The sequence below is a fragment of the Bradyrhizobium sp. 18BD genome (assembly GCF_054185225.1).
Genome location: NZ_JAVAYL010000013.1, coordinates 149792 through 176086, shown reverse-complemented (window position 1 = coordinate 176086; position 26295 = coordinate 149792). Strand labels below are relative to the sequence as shown.

Here is a 26295-nt window from a genome sequence, read left to right as displayed (position 1 = left end):
TCGCGATCATTCCAGCCAGGTGGTCGAGACGTCGATCACGCCGTTGTAGATCTTTGGAAAACCCTTCAGCTTGGCGCTCGACAGCGCATAATACGTATTCTGGAAGGTCCAGAACCAGATCGCCTCCTTGTTGATCAGGCGGCTGATCGCGCAATAATCCTCGGTGCGTGCCGCGGGATCAGCGGTGACGCGGGAGTGGTCGAGCAACCGGTCCAGCTCCGGATCGGCGAAATTGGAGAGCGCGAGCGGGCTGCCGCTGCGGAAGTTGGCATACATCTGCGGATCGGGGTCGGCGAGATCGACGATGCGCCAAGGCACGAGCTGGAACTGACGCGTGAAGGCGCGCGGCGGAATCGTGGCCTGGTCGACCTGCTCGATCTCCATGTTGGCGCCGGCGCGCTTCCAGAATTGCTGCAGCACCTGGCCGATCATGCGGCCGCGCGGCGTCGCGGTCACCAGCATCTTGAACTCGACCGGCTTGCCGTAATCCTTGAGCAGCGCCTTGGCCTTCTCGAGGTCGAACGGCAGCGCGCCGTCGTCCTTGCACTTGACCCAGGAGCCATCGCCATAAGGATTGCTCGCGGGCCGGCTCAGGCCGTTGCTGATCGCTTGCGACATCTTCGGGCGGTCGATCGACATCACCAGCGCCTGGCGGACGCGAACGTCGTCGAACGGCGCGACCTTGGTGTTGAAGGCGTAGACCTGCGCGCCCGAGCCCTTGTAGGTGTGCACGGTGAGCTTGGGATCCTTCTGCGCCTTCATGATGTTATCGGCGTCGTTCTCGTCGTCCCAGATGATGTCGGCCTCGCCCGATTGCAGCGAGGCAAACCGCGACTGCGCGTCGGGCAGCGGCTTCAGGATGATGCGGTCGAGATAGGGTCGGCCCTTGTTCCAGTAGTCCGGGTTCTTCTCCAGCACCATGCGGTCGCCGGCGGTCCATGATTTCACGATGTAGGGACCGGTGCCGACGGGATTGCGATTGTAATCGGCGCCCCTGGTTTTCCAGGCCGTCGGCGAATGAATGACGTTGTTGGAGCTCTGGATGGTGTTCGTCGCCGGCAGGTTCACTGAGGGATCGGTCAGATTGTAGACGACAGTGTATTCGTCCGGCGCCAGCACCTCCTTGACGTTGCTGATGTAGAAGGCGCAGCGGCACTTGTTGGCGGGATCCTTCTGCCGGTCAAAATTCTCCTTGAAGGCCTGCGCATTGAACGGCGTGCCGTCGTGGAATTTCACGCCCTCGCGCAGCTTGAAGGTCCAGGTCTTGTAGTCGTCGGAATGCGTCCAGGACACCGCGAGCTTTGGCGCAGCCTCGCCCTTGTCGTCGAGCGTGGTCAACGTGTCGAAGATCGCAGCCGCAGCGGTGTTGGTCGAGGTGTCGTAGACGCCGACCTTGAGCGGGTCGAAGCCCGAAATGTCCATCTCCTGGCCGACGGTGATGCTGCCGCCCGATTTTTGCGCCTGCGCAGGCGAGACAAGCGCAAATGCCGCAACAAGGAAAATCGGCGCGCAATTGCGCGCTGCGGCAGCAATCTTCGTCATGGTTCCTCCCGGGATCCCTCGTCCGATGTTTCGGATCGTTGAATGACTCGGGCGCGAGATTGGCGACAAATGCTCGCCACGGCAAGAGGAACACGACGGAGATCAAATGCCGCATGTGCGCGACGCGGCGCAACGTTGCTCAGTGTGTCGCGGCTGTTTTGCCTGTCGGAATTGACGCGTCGTTCGGCAGGCCGACCTCGTCGCGCAGCGCAGCAGTATGCTCGCCGAGCTCGGCCATCATCTTCGCCGGCGTGGTGTCGGCGCCCGACATCCGGAACGGCAGATTGAGCACCTGGAACGAGCCGCCTCCGTCCTCCACCGCGGAGAGCGCCTGGCGATGCGCGAGCTGCGGATCGGCCAGCGCCTCGGACACGGTGCGATAGGCCGAGGCCGGCACGCCGGCCGCGCTGAGCCCAACGAGACATGCATCGGTCGAGAGCTGCTTCGACCAGGCCTCGACACCGTCCATCATGTCGGCCCAGTTCTCGCGGCGCGGGGCATAGCTGGAGAAGCGCGCATCGGAGATCCATTCAGGACGGCCGATCACGCCCATCAGGCACTGGAACGTCTTTTCGCTGGCGACGGTGATCATGACGTAGCCGTCAGCCGTCTCGGTCGGACCGAACATCGGGCGCGGCGGCGGCTTCACCGCAAATTGCGAGCTCTGCAGCTCGATCACCGTCAGGCTCAGCATCGACTCCAGCATGGAGACATCGATGTGCTGGCCCCGCCCGGTCACGGTGCGCTGATAGAGCGCAGAGGCGATCGCGCCAAAACCGTAGGTGCCGGTGACGACGTCGGCATGATAGATGCCGCAATAGTCCGGCCTGACACGCCCGGGCTGATAGGCGAGATGCGCCATGTCGTAGCCGGAGGCCGCATGGATCACCGGCGCATAGGCCGGCAGCTCGGCCGAGGGGCCGCTCTGGCCGTAGCCCGAGATCGAGCAATAGATCAGCCTGGGATTGGCCGGGCGCAGGCTGTCGTAGTCGAGCCGCAGCCGGCGCATCACGCCGGGGCGAAAATTCTCGACCAGGATGTCCGACGTCGCGACCAGCCGGCGGACCGCCTCCCGGCCGTCCTCGGACTTCAGGTCGAGCACGACGCTCTTCTTGCCGACATTGAGCTGGCCGAACACCGTGCTGCAGCCCTTGCGCAGCGGTGGCCGGGTGCGCATCGTCTCACCGCCGTCGGTCTCGATCTTAATGACCTCGGCGCCCATGTCGGCAAGCATCCGCGCACAATGGGGACCGGCGATGGTGGTCGAGAAATCCAGCACCCGCAGGCCCGCGAAGGCCTTTGTCGTCGTGTGTTCGTGCTTATCTGGTAGCTGCATCCCCGGCGGTCCCTTAGGAACGATCAACGTTCTCTGTTGTTGGTGCGCCGACCCTAGAGGGCGGCGACTGAGTAGGAAAGTCTTTACCGAACGAACCCGTCTCGTGGGGGGCTTGAGATTTCCAGGGGCAACTGGACCCGATCTTGCATAGCAGCAATCGGGATCGGAAGAGGGCAATCGTTCTTGAGGGTCTTATTCGTCACCACGGAGATGGATGACTTCGTCCGCGTCGGCGGACTGGGCGCCGTTTCCGCTGCCCTCCCCCGAGCGCTCCGCCCCTTCGCCGATATCCGGATCATGCTGCCCGGCTATCGCGACATCATCGAACAACTCACGCATATTCAGATCGTCGGACGCTGCCCCGCATTCGCGGAAATGCCCGCCTGCTCGCTCGGCCGGGCCGCGACCAAGGACGGCCTGCCGGTCTACGTGCTGTTGTGCTCGCAACTCTACGACCGGCCCGGCAACCCCTATGGCGACGAGTCCGGACGCGACTGGCCGGACAACGACATCCGCTTCGCGCGCTTTGCCTCGGCAGCCGCTGAGCTGGCCATGGGCAAGCTGGACAAGAATTGGGCAGCTGACCTGATCCATGCCAATGACTGGCAGGCTTCGCTCGTGCCGGCCTATCTCGCCTGGCGCGGCTCCAAGCTGCCGTCGATCCTGACCATCCATAACCTCGCCTATCAGGGCCTCTTCCCGAAGGAGTCGCTGCGGCGAATTGGCGTCCCCGAAAGCTCCTTCCACATCGACGGCGTCGAGTTCTACGACCAGCTCTCCTTCCTCAAGGCCGGCCTCGTCTACGCCTCGCATCTCACCACGGTCAGCGGCACCTATGCGCGGGAGATCACGACGGAGGAATTCGGCTGCGGCCTCGAAGGCCTGCTCCGCGTCCGCTCCGATGCGGCCGAGCTCACCGGCATCCTCAACGGCATCGACGAGAGCTGGGACCCGCGCTCCTGCTCCCAGCTCGCCCAGCAGTTCGGCGCCGGCGACTGGGTCGGCAAGAAGGCCAACGCGGATTATGTCCGCAAGCAGTTTGGGCTGGCGGTCTCGCGCGGGCCGATATTCGCGATCGTCGCGCGCCTCGTGCACCAGAAGGGCATCGACCTCGTGCTGTCGGCCGCCGACGAGATCATCGATTCCGGCGGGCAGATCGTGGTCACCGGCTCCGGCGAGCCCGCGCTCGAGCAGGCCCTGATCGACGCCCATCGCCGCCGCCCCGATGCGATCGGCGTCACCATCGGCTTCAACGACGCCCAGGCCCGGCGCATCTTTGCCGGCAGCGACTTTACCCTGATGCCGTCGCGCTTCGAGCCGTGCGGCCTCAGCCAGATGTACGCCCAGCGCTTCGGATCGCTGCCGATCGGCCACCAGACCGGCGGCCTTGCCGAGACCATCACCGACGGCGAGACCGGCTTCCTGTTCTCGCGGCCGTCGCACGAATCCTTCCTCGGCGGCGTCCGCCGCGCCTTCTCGGCCTTCATGGCCCAGGACCAGCTCGACACCATGCGCCGCAGCGCCATGGGCCGGTCGTTCTCCTGGAGCATTTCGGCGGGGAGCTACAGCGCGCTGTACAGGAAGCTGGCGTCGGTGTGAGGGCGGGGGCGCTTCCGTTTACTCCGTCATTGCGAGCGCACCTCTCTCACCACCGTCATTGCGAGGAGCGAAGCGACGAAGCAATCCAGAATCCCTCCGCGGAAAGATTCTGGATTGCTTCGCTACGCTCGCAATGACGATGTAGGAGCAGCGCGCACCACTCCATCACCGTCATCCCCGCGCAACGGCGAAGCCATTGCGCGGGGATGACGGGACTAAAAGCAGCGCAGCCCTCACCCCTTCCCGCGCACATCCATCTGCGGGCGGCCGATCCAGGCGCGGTTGAGGCAGCGGGTCATCCAGTCGGGCCCGGTCCCGCCATTCAGCCGCGTCAGCGCTTCCTGGTAGGGACCGACATAGCGCAGCCGGTCAGGCAATTTCGGATAGACGCGCCGTATCCATCGGAGCGCGTTGTCGGCAGACCTCGCGTCACGCTCGCTCAGCTCAAACCCAAAGCCCGCACGTATCGGCTCCGGCAGCATCCGCGCCGTGAGCGCGCGGTACCAGCGCGGCGGCCGCAGCCACGGGCGCGCGCCGCCAAAAATCTGCGCGGCGATCTCGCGTGCCGCCGGGCTGACGGTCAGCGTCTCCGACTGCACCATCGCCGCCGTATAGGCCGCAAAGCCGGCCCAATCCGCCGGCAGATCATCACCCGTCAATCCGAACAGCGCGCCGAACGTCCGGCTCCCTATCCAGTAGCGCTCGCGCTCCTCCACCGAGAGCGGCGGCAGGACCAGGTCGTGTGCCATCAGCGCGGTCTCGACCAGCGTGGCATGAACCCAGCGCAGCGACGGGATGTCGTTGGCGCAATAGCGCGAGCCGGCCGCGAACGGCCCGACCGTCTCGGGCATCTCGCCGACGATCATGCTGTGCCGCCGGTGCAATTGCCGCGACGACAGCAAGGCCCGGTCGAGCGAGCCGAACACCATGGCAAAGACGATGTCGAAGGTACGGTGAAAGCGGCCGATCGGATCGGCAAAGGTTTTTGAGTGCTCGGCGATGGCGGCCGCGACCCATGGATGAGCCAGTTGAAGCAGCAGCGCGCGCCCGGCGCCGAGAAAGATCACGGCTTCCCGGTCGATCCGCCAGGTCACCGTGTCAGGACCGAACACACCCGGCACCGGTCCCGCCGCATTCATGCGGACCTGATCGAGCGCCAATTCCAGATCGTTCGCGGACACCACTTGCAGAGCCTCATCGACTGCGGACCGCTTACGATCCGCGGAGCCTGTGGCAATTCGATGAACGACGGACGCAGCCCTATTCCGCCGCCATCGGCATCTCGTCGATCTGCTCGTGCAGCACCACGCCGGCCAGCGGATCGAATTCGCCGATCCAAGGTCTTCGCGCGAGCACAGACTTCGTGTGAGCGTAGCCGGCGTGCCAGCGCCGCGAGATGCCGGACGGACTGAAGTCGACGTCCTTCGTGTGGGTCTCACGATCGAGCTGCGGCGCCAGCAGCCGCACCACGTGCATGCGGGTCGCGCAGCCATAGCTTGCGAGCTCGCGCACGGCGGGGTCGTCGCGCTCGCTCTCGGGCAAGCGTGCCGCAAGCTGGTTGATGACATGGCGCAGGCGATGGGCCTGTTGCTGGCGCTCGATCTGGCTCGTGATCCTGCTGGAGTACATCACGTCCTTGTGCCGGTTCAGCACCTCCCCCATCGTCGCCGGATCGGCACCGACCGGATTCCACAGATGCACGGAGAAGATCAGCGAATTCCTGCGCGGATTGTCCTCGAAAACCGCTTCCGTCGGCGAGTTCGACAGGATGCCGCCGTCCCAATAAAGCTCGCCGTCGATACGCACCGCCGGGAAGGCCGGCGGCAGCGCACCCGAGGCCATGATGTGCTTCACCGTCAGCTCGCCGTCGCGGCTGTCGAAATAGCGCATCTCGCTGGTGCCGACATGAGCCGCACCGACCGTCAGGCGCGGCGCGCAGCGATTGGCAAGGCCAAAATCGACCAGTTCGCGCAGCGTCGACTCCAGCGGCGCGGTCGAATAATAGCCGGCGTGATCGGCGCCGAGCGGAAAGGAATCCCCCGCATGCGCCAGCGGATTGGGCGTAAAGAAGCCGGAAATGCCGCCCGTGACGGTCGACCAATAAGCCAGCTTGTCATCGAAGTCGGGAAAGGCGCCGCCAAATGTCCAGGCCGGACTCTGCTCCATCCGCTTCCAGAACTCTCTCAGGCGCGCGAGCCTGTTCTCCGGCGCGTTACCGGCGATCAGGCTGCCATTGATCGCGCCAATCGAGGTGCCGATGACCCAGTCCGGCTCGATGCCCGCCTCGTGCAGGGCCTGGTAGACGCCCGCCTGATAGGAACCGAGCGCACCGCCGCCTTGCAACACCAGCACGACCTGTCCCGGGATATCCGCACCTTTGCCCTTCGCGCCGCTCATGGTTAGCTCCTGTTGAGCCCGCCCCTGGTCGAATATTCGCCGGCCGCGGCGATCTTGTTACACACCATCGTTCTAGAAGATCGCAGGACCTTTTGGAATGCCGGCTGGCTTTCGAATCCATGCCCGGTCGCTATCGCGGGCGGGATGTCATTGGCGGCCGCGATCGGGTAGATTCCGGCCGATCACGCCGGGAGCCGATCCATGGAAATGCACCAGGTCCGCTATTTCCTCGCGGTTGCGCAGCTGTTGAATTTCACGCGCGCCGCCGAGGAGTGCAACGTGACGCAGCCCTCGCTGACGCGCGCGATCAAGCAGCTCGAGGCCGAGCTCGGCGGCGACCTGTTCCGCCGCGAACGCCCGGCTGCCCAGTTGACCGAGCTCGGCCAGCGCATGCATCCGCTGCTCAAGCAGTGCTATGACGCCGCCGCTGGCGCGCGCTCGCTCGCCTCCTCGTTCAAGAGCGGGGAGATCGGCGCGCTGCGTATTGCGTTGACCCATTCGATCGACTTGGCGCTGCTCATTCCGCATCTCAACGAGATCAAACGGCAGTTCAACCGGCTTGAACTGCGCTTCCTGCGCGGGACCAGCCGCGAGGTCGGCGAATTCCTGAAGAAGGGCGAAGCCGAGCTCGGCATCGCCGCCGAGGTCGACGAAGCCTGGGACCGGCTCGATGTGTGGCCGCTGTTCACCGAGAGCTTCGAGCTGGTCGTCAGCGAAGGACACCGGCTGGCCGGCCGCAGCAACATCGAGCTCGATGATCTACGCGCGGAACAGCTGCTGAGCCGGACTTTCTGCGAGCATTCCGGCCGGATTTCCGCAAGCCTGCGCCGGCACGGCATCGAACACGGGCATGAGATTTCGAGCGAGCGCGATCTGATCGAGCTCGTCGAAGCCGATATCGGTGTCGCCATGGTACCACACACTTCACCCGTTCCGGAAAGGCTAACGCGCGCTATCGTCACCGGGCTGGACGCCCGCCGCACCGTCAGCCTTTACGGCGTGGCCGGCCGTCAGCGCACCGCGGTGGCCAACGCCGTGATGCGTATGCTGCGCGCTGCGGATTGGCGAGCGATTGCGGGCTGAGCCTGCGAGGCGGTGCGAGGCGCTCGTCAGCAAGCGCCGCCAGCGCTCTCCAGTGCGGCAAGCAGATCGTCGATCTCCATGCGCTTGCGGAAATCGGGATCGACAAAGCGCGCCTTGACGATTCCATCGCGACCGACCACGAACACAGCCGGGATTGGCAACATCCAGCCATCATTGCCGTGAAACCTCGCCATGTCGTGATACGACAGCAATTGCTGAATCTCGGCGCCGAGCCAGATCGCAAGGTTCAGCGACAGCGCATAGCCGTTGTCGAGATCGGTCAGGATCGGAAACCGCGCGTCGGCATCGTCCTTGAGATATTCCGTGAACTCCTGGATCTCGGGCATGATGGCAATGACTTGCGCTCGCATCGCCCTGATGCGCGCCCAAGCCCGGGCCACTGCCCTCATGTTGAGCCGGCAATAGGGGCACCAGTGTCCGCGGAAGAACATCACCGCGACCGGCCCCTGCTCCAATAGCGAGGACAGCGCTACCAGGCGTCCTGTCTCGTCGGGCAGCATGAACGGCGGCATCGCATCGCCGGGCCGCGGGGCGGTCTCGCCACCGCCGTTTCCGCCCAATCGCGCCACCAGGCGATCGACCGCCTCACCATAGGCCGGGAAGACCTCGCGGCTGGCATCGGCATAGGCGCGGAGCTGCTCGTTCAGCGTGCCGTCCATGTCGCGGCAACGCAGGAAGGCAGACCTGAGCCGCTCGGCGTCGGCTGGCGAGAGAGACGTCATCTTCCGCTCCGGCATTCCTGGAGAATACTAGTTTCCCGGTTCGGCCGCCCGCAAGGGGCGGCCGCGATGCCCGGGTTGATTCAGTTCACGTAGAAGTTTCCGGTCGGGTCGAGCCGACCCGACGTCGAGTACAGCGTGCCGTTGTCCATGAAGAAGACGGTGTTCTCCGGAACCTTCTTGGCATTCTTCATCATGGCCTCGTGGTTCTTCTCGGCCGGGGCCATGGCCATCGCCGACATCTTGCCCGGCCCGCCATAGACATAGGCCATGCCGGCCTTGAAGTCCCAGGCGGCCTCCGAGAAGGCGGACGTTGCAATGACCGCAAAGGCGGCGGTGGCGATCATGGTCTTGGACAATTTCGTCATGGAATGCTCCTCCCGATTGACGTCAACGCCCGCCAATCGGGCGCACTGCCATCGGATGCCAGACACCCCGGAAGCGGAAATGCCGATGCGCAATCGGTTCAATAGCCGCCGCGCATCGACATAGCGCGCAGCTATCGCATCGAGAGCAAGCCGGTATTTCAGGTTCAGTACGATCCCGGTGAAGCTCCTGCCATAGCCTGCAACCAGCGAGGTTGCGGCCAACACAGGAGACCTCCCCATGTCCACGAGCCACACCTTGTCGCGCCTGATCTGGCCCGGCCTTGCCGTTGCCGGCGCATTGGCGCTCTCGGCGCAGCCGGTGTCCGCCGGCGAATGCCCGGCTGACAAGATCAAGCCGAACGCGCAGCAGATGGTGGACTACAAGCCGGTCGGCGTTACCGACGTCACGCTCGGTGCGATCGACCTCGGCAAGCAGCCTGCTCATATCGAGGGGCGCGAGCTGCGCTTTCGCAAGCTCACAATCGAGCCCGGCGGCATCGTGCCCTGGCACAGCCATGACGATCGTCCTGCCCTGATCTTCGTGCAGCAAGGCGAGATATTCGAATATGCCTCCAACTGCATCGATCCGATCGTGCACAAGGCCGGCGACATCCGTCCCGAAGTCTACGGCACCTCGCATTGGTGGAAAAACCTCGGCAAGGAGACTGTCATTCTCTATGTCGGCGATGTCCGCAAGGATCCCCACGACCACAACATGTAACGAGCGCGCCGGCCCCAGCCAGCTCGTTACCGTGGCGCCCGGAATTCCATGCTGCCCAGCATGCCGGGCGCCACATCCTTCACCGGAGAGACGTGCCATGACCGACCTTTCGGCACCCATCGAGCCGAGCGCAATGACGATGGACGAGCATTCCCCGGGGCTCGTATTTCGCTCGCTCGTCATCGGCCTGACAGCATTCCTGACCGTCGTCGACCTCTTCGCGACGCAGGCGATCCTGCCCTCGCTGACGCGCCATTATGGCGTGACGCCGGCGGCGATGGGATTTGCGGTCAACGCCAGTACCTTCGGCATGGCCATTGCGAGCCTCATCGTCGGCTTCTTCAGCCCGCACATCAACCGCCGGACCGGCATCCTGGTAAGCCTTCTGCTTCTGGCGATCCCCACCAGCCTGCTGGCGTCCGCCCCCAATCTTGCCGTCTTCACGACCTTGCGGGTTGCCCAGGGCCTGTGCATGGCGTCTGCCTTTGCACTCACCCTCGCTCATCTCGGTGAGCAATGCAGCGCCATGGACGCGGGCGGTGCGTTCGCCGCCTACATCACCGGCAATGTCGCGAGCAACCTCGTCGGCCGGCTGATCTCGGCAGCGGTCGCCGACGGCTTTGGCCTCGCCTGGAATTTCTACTTCTTCGCGGCGCTCAATCTGGCCGGCGCCGTGCTGGTCTATTTCACCATCAAGCGCGTACGGCCGATACATGCGATGACGCCGACGGGATCGCCGCTGGCCGCCATGATCGCTCACTGGCGCAATCCGCAACTCCGCGCCGCCTTTGGGATCGGCTTCTGCATCCTATTCGCCTTCATCGGTACCTTCACATTCGTCAACTTCGTGCTGGTCCGGCCGCCGCTGTCGCTGGGCATGATGGACCTCGGCCTCGTCTATTTCGTCTTCCTGCCATCGGTGATCACGACCTTGCTGGCCGGCAGGGTGGCCGCGCGCCTCGGGACCCGGCCGGCAATCTGGGGCGCACTTGCCGTTGCCGGAATCGGCTTGCCGCTGATGCTGACCGCTCGCCTGGGGGAAGTGCTTGCCGGGATGATCCTGGTCGGTGTCGGGACATTCTTCGCGCAAGCCGCCGCCACCGGATTCGTCGGACAGACTGCGACCGACAATCGCGGCGTCGCCAGCGGCTCCTATCTTGCGTGCTACTTTTGCGGAGGACTCATCGGCACGGCCGTGCTCGGTCGACTGTTCGATGCTTTCGGCTGGCACGCCTGCGTGGCCGGCGTGGGAGCGGCACTCGCGGGCGCGGCCTTGCTCACCTTCGCCTTGGAGCGCTAACGCTTGACCGGGGCTTCCTGCGGCGGCTCGTCGTCGGCGATGGCGCGCCAGGCGGCGCCGTCGAGATCGTCGTACTGGCCGCTGCGCAACGACCAGAGGAAAGCGACGAGACCGGCCCCTCCGAGCATCAGCGCCAGCGGCACCAGGATGACCAGGATCTCCATTACGTGATCTCCCGCGCGCTGCGCGCGCGCAGCGAATTCAGCATCACCAGGATCGACGATCCGCTCATGGCCGCCGCGGCAATCAGGGGCGTGACGACGCCACTGATCGCAACCGGCACGGCCAGCACATTATAGCCGATCGCAAGCCAGAGGTTCTGCCGCATCAGATGCAGCGCCTTGCGCGCGGAATCGATGGCGGCGACGACGGGAGCCAGCGGCCGGCCGAGGAAGACCAGATCGGCGGTGGCCTGACTGAGATGGGCGGCCGAAATCGGCGACATCGAGACATGCGCCGCCGCCAGCGAGGGCGCATCGTTCATACCGTCGCCGACCATCAGCACCTTTGCGCCGCGCCGCTTCAGCTCCTCGATCCGGGCAATCTTGTCGGCCGGGGTGACGCCGGCGCGCCATTCGGCGATGCCGAGCGCACGAGCAGCGGCGATCACCGCCGCCTCGCGGTCGCCGGACAGGATCTCGATGCCGATGTGACGATCCTTCAGCGCCGCGATCACGGCCTGCGCATCCGGGCGCAGGCCCTGGCGCACCGAGAGGATGAACTTCGCGGTGCCCTTGCTGAACGCGACGATGGAGGCTTCGGGGTCGAGATCGTCGGTCAAGCCGACGAGTCCGTCGGCGCCGCAGAAGGACGGACGGCCCAAACGGATCTCGATGCCGTCCACCGTCGCGCGCACGCCCTGCCCAGCCTCTTCGACCGCGCCGACGACCGGCGACCTTGCGCCCGCGGCCTGTGCGACCGCAGCGGCCACCGGATGATGGCTCGACAGCGCCAGCCGGCCGGCGAGCTCGAAGATGTCGGCGGGAATGTCGGCCACGTTGATCACCTCAAGATCGGGCAGCGTCAGCGTGCCGGTCTTGTCGAAGATGACGTGGTCGGCTTCTGCCAGCCGCTCGATCGCGTCGCCCGCATTGAGCAGGACACCGGCCTTGAACATTGCGCCCGAGGCCACCGTCTGCACGGTCGGAATGGCAAGGCCGAGCGCACAAGGACAAGTGATGATCAACACGGCAACGCCTGTTACGATCGCATCGTGCCAGCTCGCACCTGCAATGACCCAGCCCAGAATGGTGACGAGCGCGGTCGCATGCACCACCGGCGCATAGAGCCGCGAGGCGCGATCGGCGAGCCGCATGTAGCGCGAGCGGGCCTGCAGCGCGTGGTCGAGCAGCCGCGTGATCTCGGCGAGCAGCGTCGCCTCGGAGGCGGCCGAGACCCGCACCCGCAGCGTGCCGGAAATGTTCATCGAGCCCGCATAGACAGGCGTGCCCTGCTCCGCCGTGACATAGAGCGTCTCGCCGGTGATCAGGCTCTGGTCGATCTCGGAGCGCCCCTCAATCACGGTGCCGTCGACCGCGCAGCGCTCGCCGGGCCGGAGCAGCACGATGTCGCCGGGATGGATCGCCGCCACCGGTACTTGAGATATCTCGTCGGGCCCGACGAACTTGGCCGCGGTCTCGCCTTTGAGCGCGGCGAGATTGCCGGCAACCGCGCGGGTGCGCCGTCGCATGTTCTGGTCGAGGAAGCGGCCGACCAGCAGGAAGGTCAGCAGCATGATCGCGGCGTCGAAATAGGCGTGCTCGGCGTGGTGGATGGTCTCGACCACGGACATGCCGAGCGCAAGGCACACGCCGATCGAGATCGGCACATTCATGTTGGTGGTCTTGTTCGACAGCGCGCGCCATGCCGAGCGGAAGAACGGCTGGCCGGCATAGGCCGCCGCCGGCAGTGCGATCAGCGCCGACAGCCAGTGGAAGAAGTCGCGCTGCTCCGGCAGCATGTCCGAGACGTTGCCGGACCATACCGGAATCGACAGCATCATCACGTTCATGGTGGCGAACGCGGCGACGCCGAGGCAGCGCAGCAGGAAGCGGGATTCGGCGACCTCGGCCATTTCAGCGCTTTCGGTCTCGTAGGGATAGGCCTTGTAGCCGAGCTCTTCGAGGCGATCGATGAAGCGGGCGGGGTCGAGTGTGCCTTGCTTCCATTCCAGCGCGACACGGCGGTCGGTGAGATTCACGCGCGCCAGCGTGACATCAGGGATGGCCGACAGTCCGCGCTCGATCTTGGCCATGCAGCCGGCGCAGTGAACGCCCTCGACCGCGAGATCGATATGCTGGAGGCCCTCGCCCGCGGCGCGGACATAGTGAGAGAAATCCCGCGTGACCTGCATGGCGAGCTCCTTTAGTTCAGGATCACGCGGTTACGCGACATGAACACGCGCGTGCCGCGCGCCTCGCCCTCGATCACGAGGTCCCATTGGCCCGGCGCGACGGAGGCGACATTGCCGCGATAGATGCCGATGCCGGATTCCGAGAGATCGAGCTGGAGATCGGCGCGCTTGTCGGTCGGCCTTTCCAGACGGCCCCCGAATTTCAGGCCGCTCATCGGCTGGCCCTTGGCGTCGCGGGCATCGACCTGGAGCGTGGCGGCGCCATCGGCGCGGCGCTCGATATGGGCGTTGACCTGCCATTTGCGCGCGGCCTGGTCCTGCGCCGCGGCGATCTCGCGGTCATAGGTGAGACCTGCTGCATAGGGGCTGTCGACGTCGGTGCCCGGCAGCGTCGCGATCGCGAGCTTCATCATGGTCACGTTGACGCCGATCACGAGCCCGAAGAAGGCGACCAGCATCAGGAACACTTTGGTTCCGGTCAGCGGCTTGGCGGCCATGGCAGTCTCCTGAACTTACGGCGCGACGAAATTGTCGGTGGCGGTTGCAACTTCGCCGAGACCGACGTCGGTGACGCGGAAGCGCACGGGGATCGACTTCTCCGGATTGCCGTCCGCGGGCGCGGTAACCAGCAGGCGCAGCTCACTGGTGGTGTCGCGCGGGATCACGATCATCGGCCTGTCGGGCGTCACCGAATCGACGCCGACGACATGCGTGGTCAGATTGACCGGACCGTCCGCGTCGATGGCGATGACGCGGTCGTAGCCGCTCTTGTTCAGCAGCCGCACCGTGTAGGCGTTGCGGATCGAGCCGTCGCTGAGCTTGACCGCGACCGGATTGCGGTCGTGCAGCACGTTGACGTCGAGCAGGCTGCGCGTCGCCAGCGTATAGACCATGAAGCCGCCGACGGCCGCGATGATCGCACTGTAGATCATCGTCCGCGGGCGGACGATGCGATAGACCGGCGCCCTGCCTTCCTGGCGGCGCTGGATGTTGATGTCGTTGTCGTAGCCGATCAGCCGCGTCGGCCGGCCGATCCTGGTCATGACGTTGTCGCAGGCGTCGATGCAGAGCCCGCACTGGATGCACTCCATCTGCGGTCCGTTGCGGATGTCGATTCCGGTCGGGCACACCGCGACGCACTGATAGCAATCGACGCAGTCGCCGACATGCTCGCCGAGCGCGCGCAGCTCGGCGGCCTTCTTCACCGAGGTGCGCTTCTCGCCGCGGTCGTAGCGATAGGTGACGTTGAGGGCCCATTCGTCGGTGAGTGCGGCCTGGATGCGCGGCCAGGGGCACATATAGGTGCAGACCTGCTCGCGCATGTAGCCGGCGAGCACGAAGGTCGTCGCGGTGAGGATGCCGATCCAGATATAGGCCGTCATCGGCGCCTGGAAGCTCAGCAGGTCCTTCACCAGCGTCGGGGCGTCGCTGAAATAGAGCACCCAGGCGCCGCCGGTCCACCAGGCGATCATGAGCCAGATGAAATTCTTGAGCGCGATCTCGGAGACGCGCCTGAGCGTCAGCGCGCCGGCCGCCTTGTCTTTCCGCATCCGCTCGCGGCGATCGCCTTCGACGAAGCGCTCGACGGCGTAGAACAGATCGGTCCAGACCGTCTGCGGGCAGAGATAGCCGCACCAGATGCGGCCGCCCACCGAGTTCATCAGGAACAGCGCGAGCGCGGCGACGATCAACAGGCCGGTGAAGTAGTAGACCTCCTGCGGCCACAGCTCGATGAAGAAGAAATAGAAGCGGCTGTTGGGCAGGTCGATCAGCACCGCCTGGCTGGGGGCGCCGAGGCCACGGTTCCAACGAACGAAGGGCAGGAAGTAGTAGACGCCGAGGCAGAACGCCATCAGGCCCCATTTGATCCGGCGGAAGGTGCCGGAGACACTCTGGGGATAGACCTTCTTGCGGGCCGCGTAGAGCGGGCCGTAGTCGTCTTCCGATGTGAGCTCGTTCGGGTTCACGGTCTTGTTCATCGCTTGAGTCGTCTCGAAAAGGTGCGATTAAACCTAGACCCGGCGCCGCCGCGTCGATTGATCCAGCTCAAACGGGGGCGTTTTTGTTCGCCCCCGCTTGGAGTTGCTTGGTTATTTGCCGCCGCCCAGCGAGTGGACGTAGACCGCCATTGCCTTGATGGTGGCGGGGTCGAGTCGCCCTTCCCAGGCCGGCATGACGCCGGCGCGGCCCTGGCTGATGGTCTCGATCAGGGTCGCCTCGTCCGAGCCGTAGAGCCAGATCTTGTCGGTCAGGTTCGGGGCGCCCATCTCCGGGTTGCCCTTGCCGCCGTCGCCGTGACAGGCGACGCAATTCTCCGCAAAGATCTTCTCGCCCTTGGCGGCGTCATTGCCGGCGCGGGTCGACAGGCCTGACAGGGCGCGCACATAGTTGGCGACCGTGACGATCTCGTCGCTCTTCAGCACGCCGTCCTTGCCGAAGGCGAGCATCTGGCCCTCATGCGTCTTGGCGTGGCCCGAGCGGGCGCCGAACTGGATCGTCTGCATGATCTGGTCGAGCGTGCCGCCCCACAGCCAGTCGTCATCGTTCAGGTTCGGGAAGCCCTTGGCGCCGGCGCCGCCGCTGCCGTGGCACGGCGCGCAATTGTCGCCGAACACGGTCTTGCCCTTGGCGCGGGCGAGCGCCAGCAAGGCCGGGTCCTTCTCGATGTCGGCGAGCGAGGCCTTGCCCAGCACCGCCATCTTGTCACCGCGGATCTTCTCGAGATTGGCGAGCTCGACGGCGACGTCTGCGCGCGACGAATAGCCGAACAGGCCGGTGGTATTGCCTTGGATCAGCGGCCACGCCGGATAGACGATCCAGTAGCCGATCGCCCAGACGATGGTGAGGTAGAAAGAGATCACCCACCAGCGCGGCAGCGGCGTGTTGAGCTCCTTGATGCCGTCCCATTCATGTCCGGTCGTGGACTTGCCGGTGACGGAATCGATGTCGCTATGATGATCGGTCATGATCTCTTACTCCTCCCGCAGCGGCAGGCTCGCCGCTTCGTCGAAAGCGGCCTTGTTGCGGGGCCAGAATGCGTAGGCGATGATCGCGAGAAAGATCGCGACGAACACCGGCGTCCAGATCGTGGTGACGAGACCGGACGCGAGATTGTCGAGGGTCAGGATAGCTTTCATCGTTGATGCCTTCTCAGCGAAGATTGGCTTTCTCGTTGTAGATCTTGAAGTCGACCAGCGTGCCGAGCATCTGCAAGTATGCGATCAGCGCGTCCATCTCGGTCGGCGTGCCGGGCTTGCCGTCGAAATTGCGCACGACGGCCTTGGCGTAGCGCTTGGTGAAGGCGTCGCTGCCGGCATTGTCCGGATCGGCCTGGGCCTTCAGATCGGCGCCTGCGCTAGCGATCTGGTCGTCGGTGTAGGGCACGCCGACGGCACGGAGCGTCTTCATGTGGTCGGCGATCGTGTCCGGATCGACCTCGTTCTGGCCGAGGAAGGGATAGCCCGGCATCACCGATTGCGGCACGATGGCGCGCGGGTTGGTCAGATGGGTAACGTGCCAGTCGTCCGAATATTTGGCGCCGACGCGGGCAAGATCGGGACCGGTGCGCTTCGAGCCCCACTGGAACGGATGGTCGAACATGCTCTCGGCGGCCAGCGAGAAGTGGCCGTAGCGCTCGACCTCGTCGCGCAGCGGACGGATCATCTGCGAATGGCAGAGATAGCAGCCTTCGCGGACGTAGACATTGCGCCCCGCGAGCTCCAGCGGCGTGTACGGCCTGACGCCGTCGACCTTCTCGATCGTGCTCTTGAGGTAGAACAGCGGGGTGATCTCGACGAGACCGCCGATCGCGATCACCAGCAAAATGCCGACGATCAGGATGATCGAGTTCTTTTCGAAGACTTGGTGGCGTGTCCAGAACGACATGGAAGACTCCTCATTCCGCCGGCTGAAGCGCGACGGGCATCTGGACTTCCTGCTCGCCGACGCGAACGGTCATCCAGAGATTGTAGGCCATGATCAGCGCGCCGATCAGGAACAGGCCGCCGCCGGCAGCGCGGATGATGTAGAAGGGATGCATCGCCTCGACGCTCTCGATGAAGGAATATTCGAGGAAGCCGAGCGAGGTGTAGGCGCGCCACATCAGACCCTGCAGGATGCCGGACACCCACATCGCCGAGATGTAGAGAACGATGCCCAGCGTCGCGATCCAGAAGTGCCAGTTGACGAGCTTCAGGCTGTAGAGGCCTTTGCGATTCCAGACCCACGGCACCAGGCAGTACAGCGCGCCGAAGGAGACGAAGCCGACCCAGCCGAGCGCACCGGAATGCACGTGGCCGATGGTCCAGTCGGTGTAGTGGCTGAGCGAGTTCACCACCTTGATCGACATCATCGGGCCTTCGAAGGTCGACATGCCGTAGAAGGCGACGGAGACCACCAGCATGCGCAGCACTGGATCGGTGCGCAGCTTGTCCCAGGCACCCGACAGCGTCATCAGGCCGTTGATCATGCCGCCCCAGGAGGGCATCCACAGCATGATCGAGAAGGTCATGCCGAGCGTCTGCGTCCAGTCCGGCAGCGCCGTGTAGTGCAGATGGTGGGGACCGGCCCAGATGTAGAGGAAGATCAGCGCCCAGAAGTGGATGATCGAGAGCCGATAGGAATAGATCGGCCGCTCCGCGCGCTTCGGGATGAAGTAGTACATGATGGCGAGGAAGCCGGCGGTCAGGAAGAAGCCGACCGCGTTATGGCCGTACCACCACTGGAACATGGCGTCCTGGATGCCGCCCCAGGCGACGTAGGACTTCGAGCCGAACACCGAGACCGGCAGCGCGGGATTGTTGCCGAGATGCAGCACGGCGATCGTCACGATGAAAGCGAGATAGAACCAGTTCGCGACGAAGATATGCGGCTCCTTGCGCTTGATGATTGTGGCAAGGAAGACGAGGAGATAAGTGACCCAGACGATCGTGAGCCACAGATCGGCATACCATTCCGGCTCGGCATATTCCTTCGACTGGGTGACGCCGAGCAGATAGCCCGTGCCCGCGACCAGGATGAAGAAGTTGTAGCCGATCACGACGAACCAGGGCGCGAGGTCGCCGGCGAGGCGCGCGCGGCAGGATTTCTGCACGACATAAAAGGACGTGCCGACCAGCACGTTGCCGCCGAAGGCGAAGATCACCGCCGAGGTGTGCAGCGGCCGCAGGCGGCCGAAACTGGTCCAGGGCAGATCGAAGTTCAGCGCCGGCCAGGCCAGCTGCGAGGCGATGATGAGGCCGACCAGGAATCCCGCGATGCCCCAGAACATCGCCATGACGGCGGTGAACTTGATCGGGCCCATGTTGTAATTGGGGCGCCCGTTGATCTCCTGCGGCGGCAGCTCCGCCGGCCGATCGAAGTAGCGGTTGATGATGACGAACACCGCGGCGAGACTCGCCGCCGCGCTGACCCCGGCATGGAAGGCAAAGGGCGCATCGAGCGCCTTGGCCGAGGCGATCACGCAGAGGAAGGCGGTGACTGCGAACACGACAGCCAGGCCGCTTTCACCGATGGTCATGGATTTGGAGATGGAGGGCTGGCTCATGCGGATTCTCTCTGAAAGAACACGGAGCCAGAAACCACATTCACCCTCGCGGGGAATTGATTGAAATCAAGACACATGCATTTCTGTTCATGCGGGGACGGCGCGGATCGGAAAGCGATATCGATTCCGTGCCCCGGGCTTCGCGCGCTGCAAGTTGCAGCGCCCTCTCCCCTTGCGGGAGAGGGCAGCGAGGACCGTGCTACAAGCCCATGTGGGTGAGGGGTTGGCTCCGCACGGAAAGTCTTTCTGTGGAGAGAACCCCTCATCCGGCGCTTCGCGCCACCTTCTCCCGCAAGGGGAGAAGGGAAGAAGTCAGTCGCGCGCGGTCGCCTTGAGCGCGGCGATGACGTCCTCGCGGGCGATGATTCCGACCAGCTTCTGCGCGCCGTCGAGCACGATGATGCTCCTGATGCGATGCTCGACCATGATCTGGAGCACGCGCGTCAGCCGCGTGTCGGGGCTGACATAGATGAACTCCGGCGTCATGACGTCGCCGATCTTGCGGCTCATCAGCTCGTGATAGCGCGGCAGCATCTGGCTCGGCGTGAACGCAAAGCACTTCAGGATATCGAATTTGGTGACGATGCCGACGACCTGACCGTCGTCCTCGACCGGATAGGAGTTGAAATCGTCGGTCTCGAACATCTCGCTGAGCGCGAGCAGATCCTGGTCGCGCTGCACCGACTTGACCTGGCGCGTCATGTAGCTTTCGACGGTCTGCTCAAGGAATTTGTACACGGCGCGTCCTCATTGATTGTTCTCTGCCGGCCAAGCCTTCAAGGACTTGCCTTCAGTGTCTTGCCGTCAGTGCGACAACAGCACGCAGCGAGCGGTTTGCGTGATCAGATATTCAGTGACGCCGCCGAGGATCAGCTCGCGAAAGCGGGAATGACCGTAGGCACCGGCGACGATCAGGCCGGCTCCGACATCGCCGGCGATCCTCTCCAATTGCACGGCGGCGGTTTCGTTCCACGCCTCCGGGACCCGCGCCGTCGCGGTGACGCCGTGGCGGGCAAGCCAGGCGGCGACGTCGCTGACATGCGCCATCACCGCCGAGCGGTCATCGTCCGCCTCCGGAATCTCGACGACGACAACGTCCTTCGCCTTGCGCAGCATCGGCAGCGCATCGGCCACCGCCCGCCGCGCCTCCGGGGTGTCCTTCCAGGCCACCAGCACGCTGCGCAGATCGAGCCAGTTGATTCGATCGGGCACGACCAGCAGCGGCCGGCCGGTCTGCATCACCAGATCCCTGGGGCTTGCCATCGAAAAGGCATCGGAGAAGGTCGCGCCCTGCCCACCGCTGACGATGATGTCGGCGCAGCGCGCCTGTGCCAGGACGTATCGTGCGGGAAAATCCATGGCGCTGCGCCACTCCGCACGCCCGTTGCCCGTCCTGGTCGCGGCGCGGAATTGCGCCTCCAGTTCGGCAAGGCGCCGCTTGACGGAGCCCTCCTCCTGTTCGATCAGGCGCTGGGCCTCGGCGCCATCGGTGAAATAAAGCGGCGGGGCAAAACGCGCAGCGGCGATCCCGACGATCGCCGCCTCAAACCGTTCGGCGAGTTCCCCCGCGACCTGGAGGCGCGCAGTGTTGAGCTGATCCAGTGCCAGGCTGACCATTACGGTCGCGTATGTCATCGGGAATCTCCGGAGCGGTGAGCTTTGACGAAAGTGTAAGCCCGCGGCAGCCCAGCAGAATGAGATAGATCAAATTGCCCGGGGCCGTGCCGCGGGAAATCCACCAACGGAATCAGACATCGGAACTTGCCTCCGGCGCGGCGTTGGGCGAAATTGCCGGCATGTTCGCGGCACCTTGCCGCGGATTGCACAATGGGAGCCGTGACTTGTCGCCGACCCGCGTAACGCATCCGCCGGACGATCATCGCGGCGAGCATTTCCGGGTCCGGATCGAGGGGTTCGGCGTCGGCGCCTGGGATCTCGACCTCACGACGCGGGCGCTGGAATGGTCGGAAACCGCGCGGATGCTGCTCGGGATCGCGCGCGGCGAACCTGCAAGCTACGACCTGTTCCTGTCGCGTCTCGAGCCCGAGGATCGCGCGCGCATCGAGAGCGCGATCAGGCAGGTGATTGAGCGCGGCGGCGGCTTTGACGTCTCCTTCAGGATTGCCGGCAACTCGGACCGGGGCAAATGGATCAGGGCCCGCGCCGGCCTGATTCGCGACGATGCCGGTGCCGCGCGCCATCTCAGCGGCATTCTCCTCGACATCGACGAGGAGAAGCAGGTCGAGGAGGCGCTGCGCACGCGCGAGACCCACCTCCGCTCCATCCTGCACACCATTCCCGACGCCATGATCGTCATCGACGGCCGCGGCATCATCCAACTGTTCAGCACCGCGGCCGAGCGCCTGTTCGGCTGGTCCGAGCAGGAGGCGATCGGCCAGAATGTCAGCATCCTGATGCCGGAGCCGGATCGCACCCGCCACGACAGCTACATCGCGCGCTATCGCAGCACCAACGACCCACACATCATCGGCATCGGCCGCATCGTCACCGGCAGGCGCCGCGACGGCACCACCTTCCCGATGCATCTGTCGATCGGCGAGATGCAGTCCGGCGGCGAGCCCTATTTCACCGGCTTCGTCCGCGACCTCACCGAGCACCAGCAGACCCAGGCGCGGCTCCAGGAACTGCAGTCCGAGCTCGTCCACGTCTCGCGGCTGACCGCGATGGGCGAGATGGCCTCGGCGCTCGCCCACGAGATCAACCAGCCGCTGGCGGCGATCAGCAATTACATGAAGGGATCACGGCGGCTGCTCGCCGGCAGCACCGATCCCAACACACCGAAGATCGAGAGCGCGATGGATCGCGCGGCGGAGCAGGCCTTGCGCGCCGGCCAGATCATCCGCCGCCTGCGCGACTTCGTCTCGCGCGGCGAGTCCGAAAAGCGGGTCGAGAGCCTGTCCAAGCTGATCGAGGAGGCCGGCGCGCTCGGGCTTGCCGGCGCGCGCGAGCAGAACGTGCAGCTCCGCTTCAGCCTCGATCCGGACGCCGATCTCGTGCTCGCCGACCGCGTGCAGATCCAACAGGTGCTGGTCAACCTGTTCCGCAACGCGCTGGAGGCGATGGCGCATTCCGAGCGGCGCGAGCTCGTCGTCGCCAACAAGCGCGTCGGTGACGACATGATCGAGGTCGAGGTCTCCGACACCGGCTCCGGTTTCCAGGACGACGTCATCCCGAACCTGTTCCAGACTTTCTTCACCACCAAAGACACCGGCATGGGCGTCGGACTGTCCATCAGCCGCTCGATCATCGAGGCTCACGGCGGGCGCATGTGGGCCGAGAGCAACGCGTCGGGCGGCGCGACATTCCGCTTCACCTTGCCGGCAGCCGACGAGAACTGAGCTATGACGACCAAGGGACATGTCTACGTCATCGACGACGACGCAGCGATGCGGGACTCGCTGAACTTCCTGCTGGATTCCTGCGGCTTCGGGGTCACGCTGTTCGACGATGCCCAGAGTTTTCTCGACGCCCTGCCCGGTCTTGCCTTCGGCTGCATCGTCTCCGACGTGCGCATGCCGGGCCTCGACGGCATCGAGCTCTTGAAGCGGATGAAGGCGCAGCAGAGCCCGTTTCCGATCCTGATCATGACCGGTCATGGCGACGTGCCGCTCGCGGTCGAGGCGATGAAGCTCGGCGCGGTCGATTTTCTCGAAAAGCCGTTCGAGGACGACCGCCTCACCACCATGATCGAGACCGCGATCCGCCAGGCCGAGCCGGCCGCCAAGAACGAGGCGATCTCGCAGGACATCGCCGCGCGCGTCGCCTCCCTCAGCCCCAGAGAGCGCCAGGTCATGGAAGGCCTGATCGCGGGCCTCTCCAACAAGCTGATCGCCAGGGAATACGACATCAGCCCACGCACCATCGAGGTCTACCGGGCCAACGTCATGACCAAGATGCAGGCCAACAGCCTGTCGGAGCTGGTCCGGCTGGCGATGCGGGCCGGCATGCTCAAGGATTGAGGCAAGTCAAGTTCGTCCGTTTTGGCTGTGATAGCCAAGGCTGCATGATCGAGATTGGCTCGCACCCTCAGCGACTCCCAATGGCGTCAGCGGCAAAGCCCACCGTCTATGTGGTCGACGACGATGCCGCCGTGCTGGGCTCGCTACAGTTCCTGCTGGAAACCGACGGCTTTGCCGTGCGCACCTTCAGGAATGCGACCGCGCTGCTCAATGCCGGCGGGGCGCCGGGTGCCGATTGCTATGTGATCGACTACAAGATGCCGGACATCAACGGCATCGAGCTCGCTGGCCGGCTGCGCCAGTCCGGCGCCGACGTCCCCGTCATCCTGATCACCGGCTATCCGGACGGGAATATCTCGGCCCGGGCGGCCGCGGCAGGCGTCAAGGACGTGATTTTGAAGCCGCTTCTGGACGAAAGCCTGGTTAGACGCATCCGTGGTGCAATCCAGGAACGGCGCCGGAATTGACCTACGGGAATCTATGTAGGTCCCCGTAGCCCGGATGGAGCGCAGCGCAATCCGGGATCTGCTTCAGCAACCGACGGCCCCGGATTTCGCTTCGCTCCATCCGGGCTACGCGCCCCATGACCTACGGGGATGTACGTAAGGGGCCCCCCTTAAGATATCTCGCGAAATTTTCGAACCACCCGATACCGCGTACCAAAGCGCCATCACAACGGAGATGGCGCAGATGCTGACCCAGACGCTCAACACCCAGGCGATCAACACCCAGATTGGTGGCAAGATTGCTCCCGCCCATCCCGTGACCGATCAGTTCGGCGCGATCGCCGGCCATGTCGGCCTGGTCGCCACCGAGTTCTCCTACCGCAAGGACGAGGAAATCTACGGCGAGGACGAGCCGGCCGAATACGTCTACCAGGTCGTGTCGGGCGCCGTGCGCAGCTACAAGCTCCTCTCCGACGGCCGTCGCCAGATCGGCGCCTTCCATCTTCCCGGCGACGTGTTCGGCCTCGAATCCGGCCCGGCTCATCGTCTCGCCGCTGAAGCCATCATCGACACCAATGTCCGCCTCGTGAAGCGCGCCAGCCTCGAGAAGGCCGCCGGCACCGACGTGCAGGTCGCCCGCAAGCTCTGGGCCATGACCGCCTCCGAGCTGCGCCACGCCGAAGACCACATGCTGCTGCTCGGACGCAAGACCGCGATGGAGCGCGTCGCGACCTTCCTGCTGGAAATGGACCGCCGCCTTGCCGTCGCCGGCATGATGGCGCTGCCGATGTGCCGCCGCGACATTGGCGACTATCTCGGCCTGACGCTGGAGACCGTCTCGCGCGCGCTGTCGCAGCTCCACGCCCAGGGCATTCTCGGTTTCTCCGGCGCCCGCCAGATCGTGCTGCGCAACCGCCAGCGCCTGCACAATCTCGACGCCTGATCCTTTTCGTCCTCCCCACCGACTTGGCCGGCTCACTTCGTTCAGCCGGCCATTTCTTTTGGCGCGACCAGACCCGTGCGCCGCGTCTCCGGCATCACGAAGAGGATCAGCAACAGGCCCGTCGCAGCGACACCCGACAGTCCGATGAAGGCGGTGGCATTGCCGAATTTGTCGCTGACATAGCCGCCGAGCACCGTGCTCAGCGATGCGCCGATCCCGGTCGCGGTGCCGACGATGCCCTGGGCGAGATTAAAGTGCCCGCTGCCGAAGGCGACGTCGGCGACGATCAGAGGGATCATCACCGCGAACACGGCCGCGGTGATGCCGTCGAACACCTGCACGGCAACCAGCAGATACGGATCGCGCACGGTGGCGAACAGCAGGCCACGAATCGTCAGCGCACCGAAGCCGATCAGCAGCAACGGTCGCCGGCCCCACGCCTGCGCCTTGCGGCCGACGGTCGGCGACAACAGCGCCACGATCGCCTGCGGCACGACGATGCAGAAGGCGACGAGCACCGTCGCCCACTGGCTCGAACGCGCCGTCACCGCGCTTGCCATCAACGGCATCATCGCGGCGTTGGCGAGCTGCAGCAGCAACACGCTCAGCGCAAAGACGATCAGCGGCTTCTGCCGGATCAAATGCCAGATATTTGTGTCGCCGGGAATCGGCGCCTCGCGCGGCATCTCGCCGTGACAGCGCGCGATGTCCACCTCTTCCTCACGGATGCGCGAGAGTGCGATCAGGGTCGGGATCGCCAGCAGGAAGCTGACGAGGAACACCGACCGGCTCGACAGCAGATAGCCGGCGGTGCCCATCACCGCGGCGGCAACGCCATTGCCGAGTGAGGCAAAGCGCGCATTGCGGCCGAGCCGTTCGCTGATCGCGAGCGGGCCGACGAGACCGAGACTGATCGCGGCAATCGCCGGCCCCAGCACGCAGCTCGCGGCTGCATGCAGCGTCGCCGCCGTCACCACCACTGCGAAGATCGGCATTGCCGCATAGGCCAGCGCGCAGAAGCCGATCGTCACGATCGCCAGCGCCGCCACCAGCCGCTCGGACTTTGCGGCATCGATGATGGCGCCGCCCGGCATCTGCCCGATCAGCGCGACGATGCCGCCGATCGACAAAACGAGGCCGATCTCGACCTGGGTCCATTTCTGCGTCGTCAGATAGACCGCGATGAACGGGCCGAACCCGGTCTGCACGTCGGCGAGGAAGAAGATGAACCAGTCGAGGCCGCGCAGGCTCTGGCGCGACGGCGCCGGGATGCCCGCAGGCGGCGGCACAACGACGTTGTGCTGCTCAACGCGGCCGGCACGATCCTCGGCGGCATGGTTCGGCTTTCTCGACAACAGCACCGGCGGCCATCCCTCCCCACGCCTCACTGTATCGCTTGCAGCGGTTGCAGGCTGCCGGACGCACCTAACACGACCATCGGCGTGTCTTCCTTGTACTCGGGCGCGGCGGCAACCTGCGCCTTGGTCAATTCCAGCGTGATGCTGTCCTTCTTGTTGGCAATCTTGCCGAACCGCATCGCGTTCCAGTCCACCACGATCTTGCGGCTGCCGACGCCGAGGAAACCGCCGAAATCGATCACGGCGGCGCGCACATGCCCGCTCCGATCGACGATGACGTCGACAATGCGGCCCATGTCCTCGTCCGCGGCGCTGCGCACGTCGCGACCGAGCACGCCGTGGGCGTCGCTGGCACCGATGATCGTCACCGACGGCGGCGGCGCGGCATCCTTCGGGGTCACCGGCACGGTCGAGGCCGGCGGCTGCACCGTGGCCGGCGCATTCGCTTCGCTTGGCGGCGCAGTTGGGACGACCGCGGGCTGCTCCTCCGCCGCGCGTGATACCGCGACCGACAGGCTGGCTGCGATCGCCATGCTCAGGACCACCGCTCCGATCGTACGCATGGTACCCTCCTCGCCGGCGCC

Annotated in this window: 26 protein-coding genes; 8 read left to right on the top strand and 18 right to left on the bottom strand. The window is 65.0% G+C overall.

Annotation, left to right across the window (positions count from 1 at the left end):
* Positions 1-6 precede the first annotated feature (6 nt).
* Positions 7-1542: an ABC transporter substrate-binding protein gene (locus RAD16_RS23765; protein WP_458160270.1), complete on the bottom strand. Its 1536-nt coding sequence runs from the start codon at positions 1540-1542 to the stop codon at positions 7-9.
* A 139-nt stretch (positions 1543-1681) separates the two neighbouring features.
* The gene (locus tag RAD16_RS23760) at positions 1682-2878 is read right to left on the bottom strand and encodes a CaiB/BaiF CoA transferase family protein (RefSeq protein ID WP_458160269.1); all 1197 of its coding nucleotides are present in this window, start codon (positions 2876-2878) and stop codon (positions 1682-1684) included.
* A 183-nt stretch (positions 2879-3061) separates the two neighbouring features.
* Here RAD16_RS23760 and glgA point away from each other — a divergent pair, with 183 nt between their 5' ends.
* The gene (gene glgA / locus RAD16_RS23755) at positions 3062-4477 is read left to right on the top strand and encodes a glycogen synthase GlgA (protein ID WP_458160268.1); all 1416 of its coding nucleotides are present in this window, start codon (positions 3062-3064) and stop codon (positions 4475-4477) included.
* A 233-nt stretch (positions 4478-4710) separates the two neighbouring features.
* Here glgA and RAD16_RS23750 read toward each other — a convergent pair whose 3' ends face one another.
* Both RAD16_RS23750 and RAD16_RS23745 read right to left on the bottom strand, forming a co-directional pair.
* Positions 4711-5661, bottom strand: a complete 951-nt coding sequence (locus RAD16_RS23750) for an oxygenase MpaB family protein (protein WP_458160267.1) — start codon at positions 5659-5661, stop codon at positions 4711-4713.
* 76 nt (positions 5662-5737) lie between these two features.
* Entirely contained in the window at positions 5738-6874 is a 1137-nt protein-coding gene (locus tag RAD16_RS23745; protein WP_458160266.1) for a patatin-like phospholipase family protein, read from the bottom strand.
* A 201-nt stretch (positions 6875-7075) separates the two neighbouring features.
* Between RAD16_RS23745 and RAD16_RS23740 the strand changes: the two genes are divergently transcribed.
* Complete coding sequence (locus tag RAD16_RS23740) at positions 7076-7957, top strand: LysR family transcriptional regulator (protein ID WP_458160265.1); 882 nt, start codon at positions 7076-7078, stop codon at positions 7955-7957.
* A 26-nt stretch (positions 7958-7983) separates the two neighbouring features.
* Here RAD16_RS23740 and RAD16_RS23735 read toward each other — a convergent pair whose 3' ends face one another.
* Both RAD16_RS23735 and RAD16_RS23730 read right to left on the bottom strand, forming a co-directional pair.
* Positions 7984-8700 (bottom strand): peroxiredoxin-like family protein, encoded by a 717-nt coding sequence (locus tag RAD16_RS23735; RefSeq protein WP_458160264.1) that lies wholly within the window; start codon positions 8698-8700, stop codon positions 7984-7986.
* A gap of 80 nt (positions 8701-8780) precedes the next feature.
* A complete protein-coding gene (locus RAD16_RS23730) occupies positions 8781-9065 on the bottom strand; it encodes a hypothetical protein (RefSeq protein WP_458160263.1) in 285 nt (94 codons plus the stop codon).
* Between the two features lie 238 nt (positions 9066-9303).
* On the opposite strand from RAD16_RS23730, the gene RAD16_RS23725 reads away from it, so the two are divergent.
* Both RAD16_RS23725 and RAD16_RS23720 read left to right on the top strand, forming a co-directional pair.
* Entirely contained in the window at positions 9304-9786 is a 483-nt protein-coding gene (locus RAD16_RS23725) for a cupin (RefSeq protein WP_458160262.1), read from the top strand.
* A gap of 97 nt (positions 9787-9883) precedes the next feature.
* A complete protein-coding gene (locus RAD16_RS23720; protein WP_458160261.1) occupies positions 9884-11086 on the top strand; it encodes an MFS transporter in 1203 nt (400 codons plus the stop codon).
* Here RAD16_RS23720 and ccoS read toward each other — a convergent pair.
* From ccoS to RAD16_RS23670, 10 genes are all read right to left on the bottom strand, one after another.
* Positions 11083-11250 carry a cbb3-type cytochrome oxidase assembly protein CcoS gene (ccoS, locus tag RAD16_RS23715; RefSeq protein WP_008138466.1) on the bottom strand — a complete coding sequence of 56 codons (168 nt, stop codon included), beginning with the start codon at positions 11248-11250 and terminating at the stop codon, positions 11083-11085. The two genes, RAD16_RS23720 and ccoS, sit on opposite strands and share 4 nt — an antisense overlap.
* Positions 11250-13439: a cation-translocating P-type ATPase gene (locus RAD16_RS23710; protein ID WP_458160260.1), complete on the bottom strand. Its 2190-nt coding sequence runs from the start codon at positions 13437-13439 to the stop codon at positions 11250-11252. Before RAD16_RS23710 ends, ccoS begins: the two co-directional genes overlap by 1 nt.
* An 11-nt stretch (positions 13440-13450) precedes the next feature.
* Positions 13451-13936, bottom strand: coding sequence for a FixH family protein (locus RAD16_RS23705; protein WP_326897109.1), 486 nt, complete (start codon positions 13934-13936; stop codon positions 13451-13453).
* Between the two features lie 15 nt (positions 13937-13951).
* The gene (gene ccoG, locus RAD16_RS23700) at positions 13952-15418 is read right to left on the bottom strand and encodes a cytochrome c oxidase accessory protein CcoG (RefSeq protein ID WP_458160259.1); all 1467 of its coding nucleotides are present in this window, start codon (positions 15416-15418) and stop codon (positions 13952-13954) included.
* A 111-nt stretch (positions 15419-15529) separates the two neighbouring features.
* Entirely contained in the window at positions 15530-16405 is an 876-nt protein-coding gene (gene ccoP, locus RAD16_RS23695; protein ID WP_458160258.1) for a cytochrome-c oxidase, cbb3-type subunit III, read from the bottom strand.
* Between the two features lie 6 nt (positions 16406-16411).
* Positions 16412-16576 (bottom strand): CcoQ/FixQ family Cbb3-type cytochrome c oxidase assembly chaperone, encoded by a 165-nt coding sequence (locus RAD16_RS23690; protein WP_027528922.1) that lies wholly within the window; start codon positions 16574-16576, stop codon positions 16412-16414.
* Between the two features lie 13 nt (positions 16577-16589).
* A complete protein-coding gene (gene ccoO, locus RAD16_RS23685; RefSeq protein WP_458160257.1) occupies positions 16590-17324 on the bottom strand; it encodes a cytochrome-c oxidase, cbb3-type subunit II in 735 nt (244 codons plus the stop codon).
* A gap of 10 nt (positions 17325-17334) precedes the next feature.
* Positions 17335-18984, bottom strand: coding sequence for a cytochrome-c oxidase, cbb3-type subunit I (gene ccoN / locus RAD16_RS23680; RefSeq protein WP_458160256.1), 1650 nt, complete (start codon positions 18982-18984; stop codon positions 17335-17337).
* 312 nt (positions 18985-19296) lie between these two features.
* Entirely contained in the window at positions 19297-19722 is a 426-nt protein-coding gene (locus RAD16_RS23675) for a CBS domain-containing protein (protein WP_458160255.1), read from the bottom strand.
* Between the two features lie 66 nt (positions 19723-19788).
* The gene (locus RAD16_RS23670; protein WP_458160254.1) at positions 19789-20619 is read right to left on the bottom strand and encodes a universal stress protein; all 831 of its coding nucleotides are present in this window, start codon (positions 20617-20619) and stop codon (positions 19789-19791) included.
* 206 nt (positions 20620-20825) lie between these two features.
* Between RAD16_RS23670 and fixL the strand changes: the two genes are divergently transcribed.
* The 4 genes from fixL (at position 20826) to RAD16_RS23650 (ending at position 24353) form a co-directional block, all read left to right on the top strand.
* Positions 20826-22343: a sensor protein FixL gene (fixL, locus tag RAD16_RS23665; RefSeq protein ID WP_458160253.1), complete on the top strand. Its 1518-nt coding sequence runs from the start codon at positions 20826-20828 to the stop codon at positions 22341-22343.
* A 3-nt stretch (positions 22344-22346) separates the two neighbouring features.
* Positions 22347-22964, top strand: coding sequence for a response regulator FixJ (gene fixJ / locus RAD16_RS23660; RefSeq protein WP_458160252.1), 618 nt, complete (start codon positions 22347-22349; stop codon positions 22962-22964).
* A gap of 44 nt (positions 22965-23008) precedes the next feature.
* A complete protein-coding gene (locus RAD16_RS23655; RefSeq protein WP_458160251.1) occupies positions 23009-23431 on the top strand; it encodes a response regulator transcription factor in 423 nt (140 codons plus the stop codon).
* A gap of 223 nt (positions 23432-23654) precedes the next feature.
* Positions 23655-24353, top strand: a complete 699-nt coding sequence (locus RAD16_RS23650; RefSeq protein WP_458160250.1) for a helix-turn-helix domain-containing protein — start codon at positions 23655-23657, stop codon at positions 24351-24353.
* Between the two features lie 41 nt (positions 24354-24394).
* Here the strand turns inward: RAD16_RS23650 and RAD16_RS23645 are convergent, their stop codons facing one another.
* The gene (locus tag RAD16_RS23645) at positions 24395-25714 is read right to left on the bottom strand and encodes an MFS transporter (protein ID WP_458160249.1); all 1320 of its coding nucleotides are present in this window, start codon (positions 25712-25714) and stop codon (positions 24395-24397) included.
* Positions 25715-25737: 23 nt separating this feature from the next.
* Positions 25738-26274, bottom strand: a complete 537-nt coding sequence (locus RAD16_RS23640) for a PRC-barrel domain-containing protein (RefSeq protein WP_458160248.1) — start codon at positions 26272-26274, stop codon at positions 25738-25740.
* Positions 26275-26295: the final 21 nt, after the last annotated feature.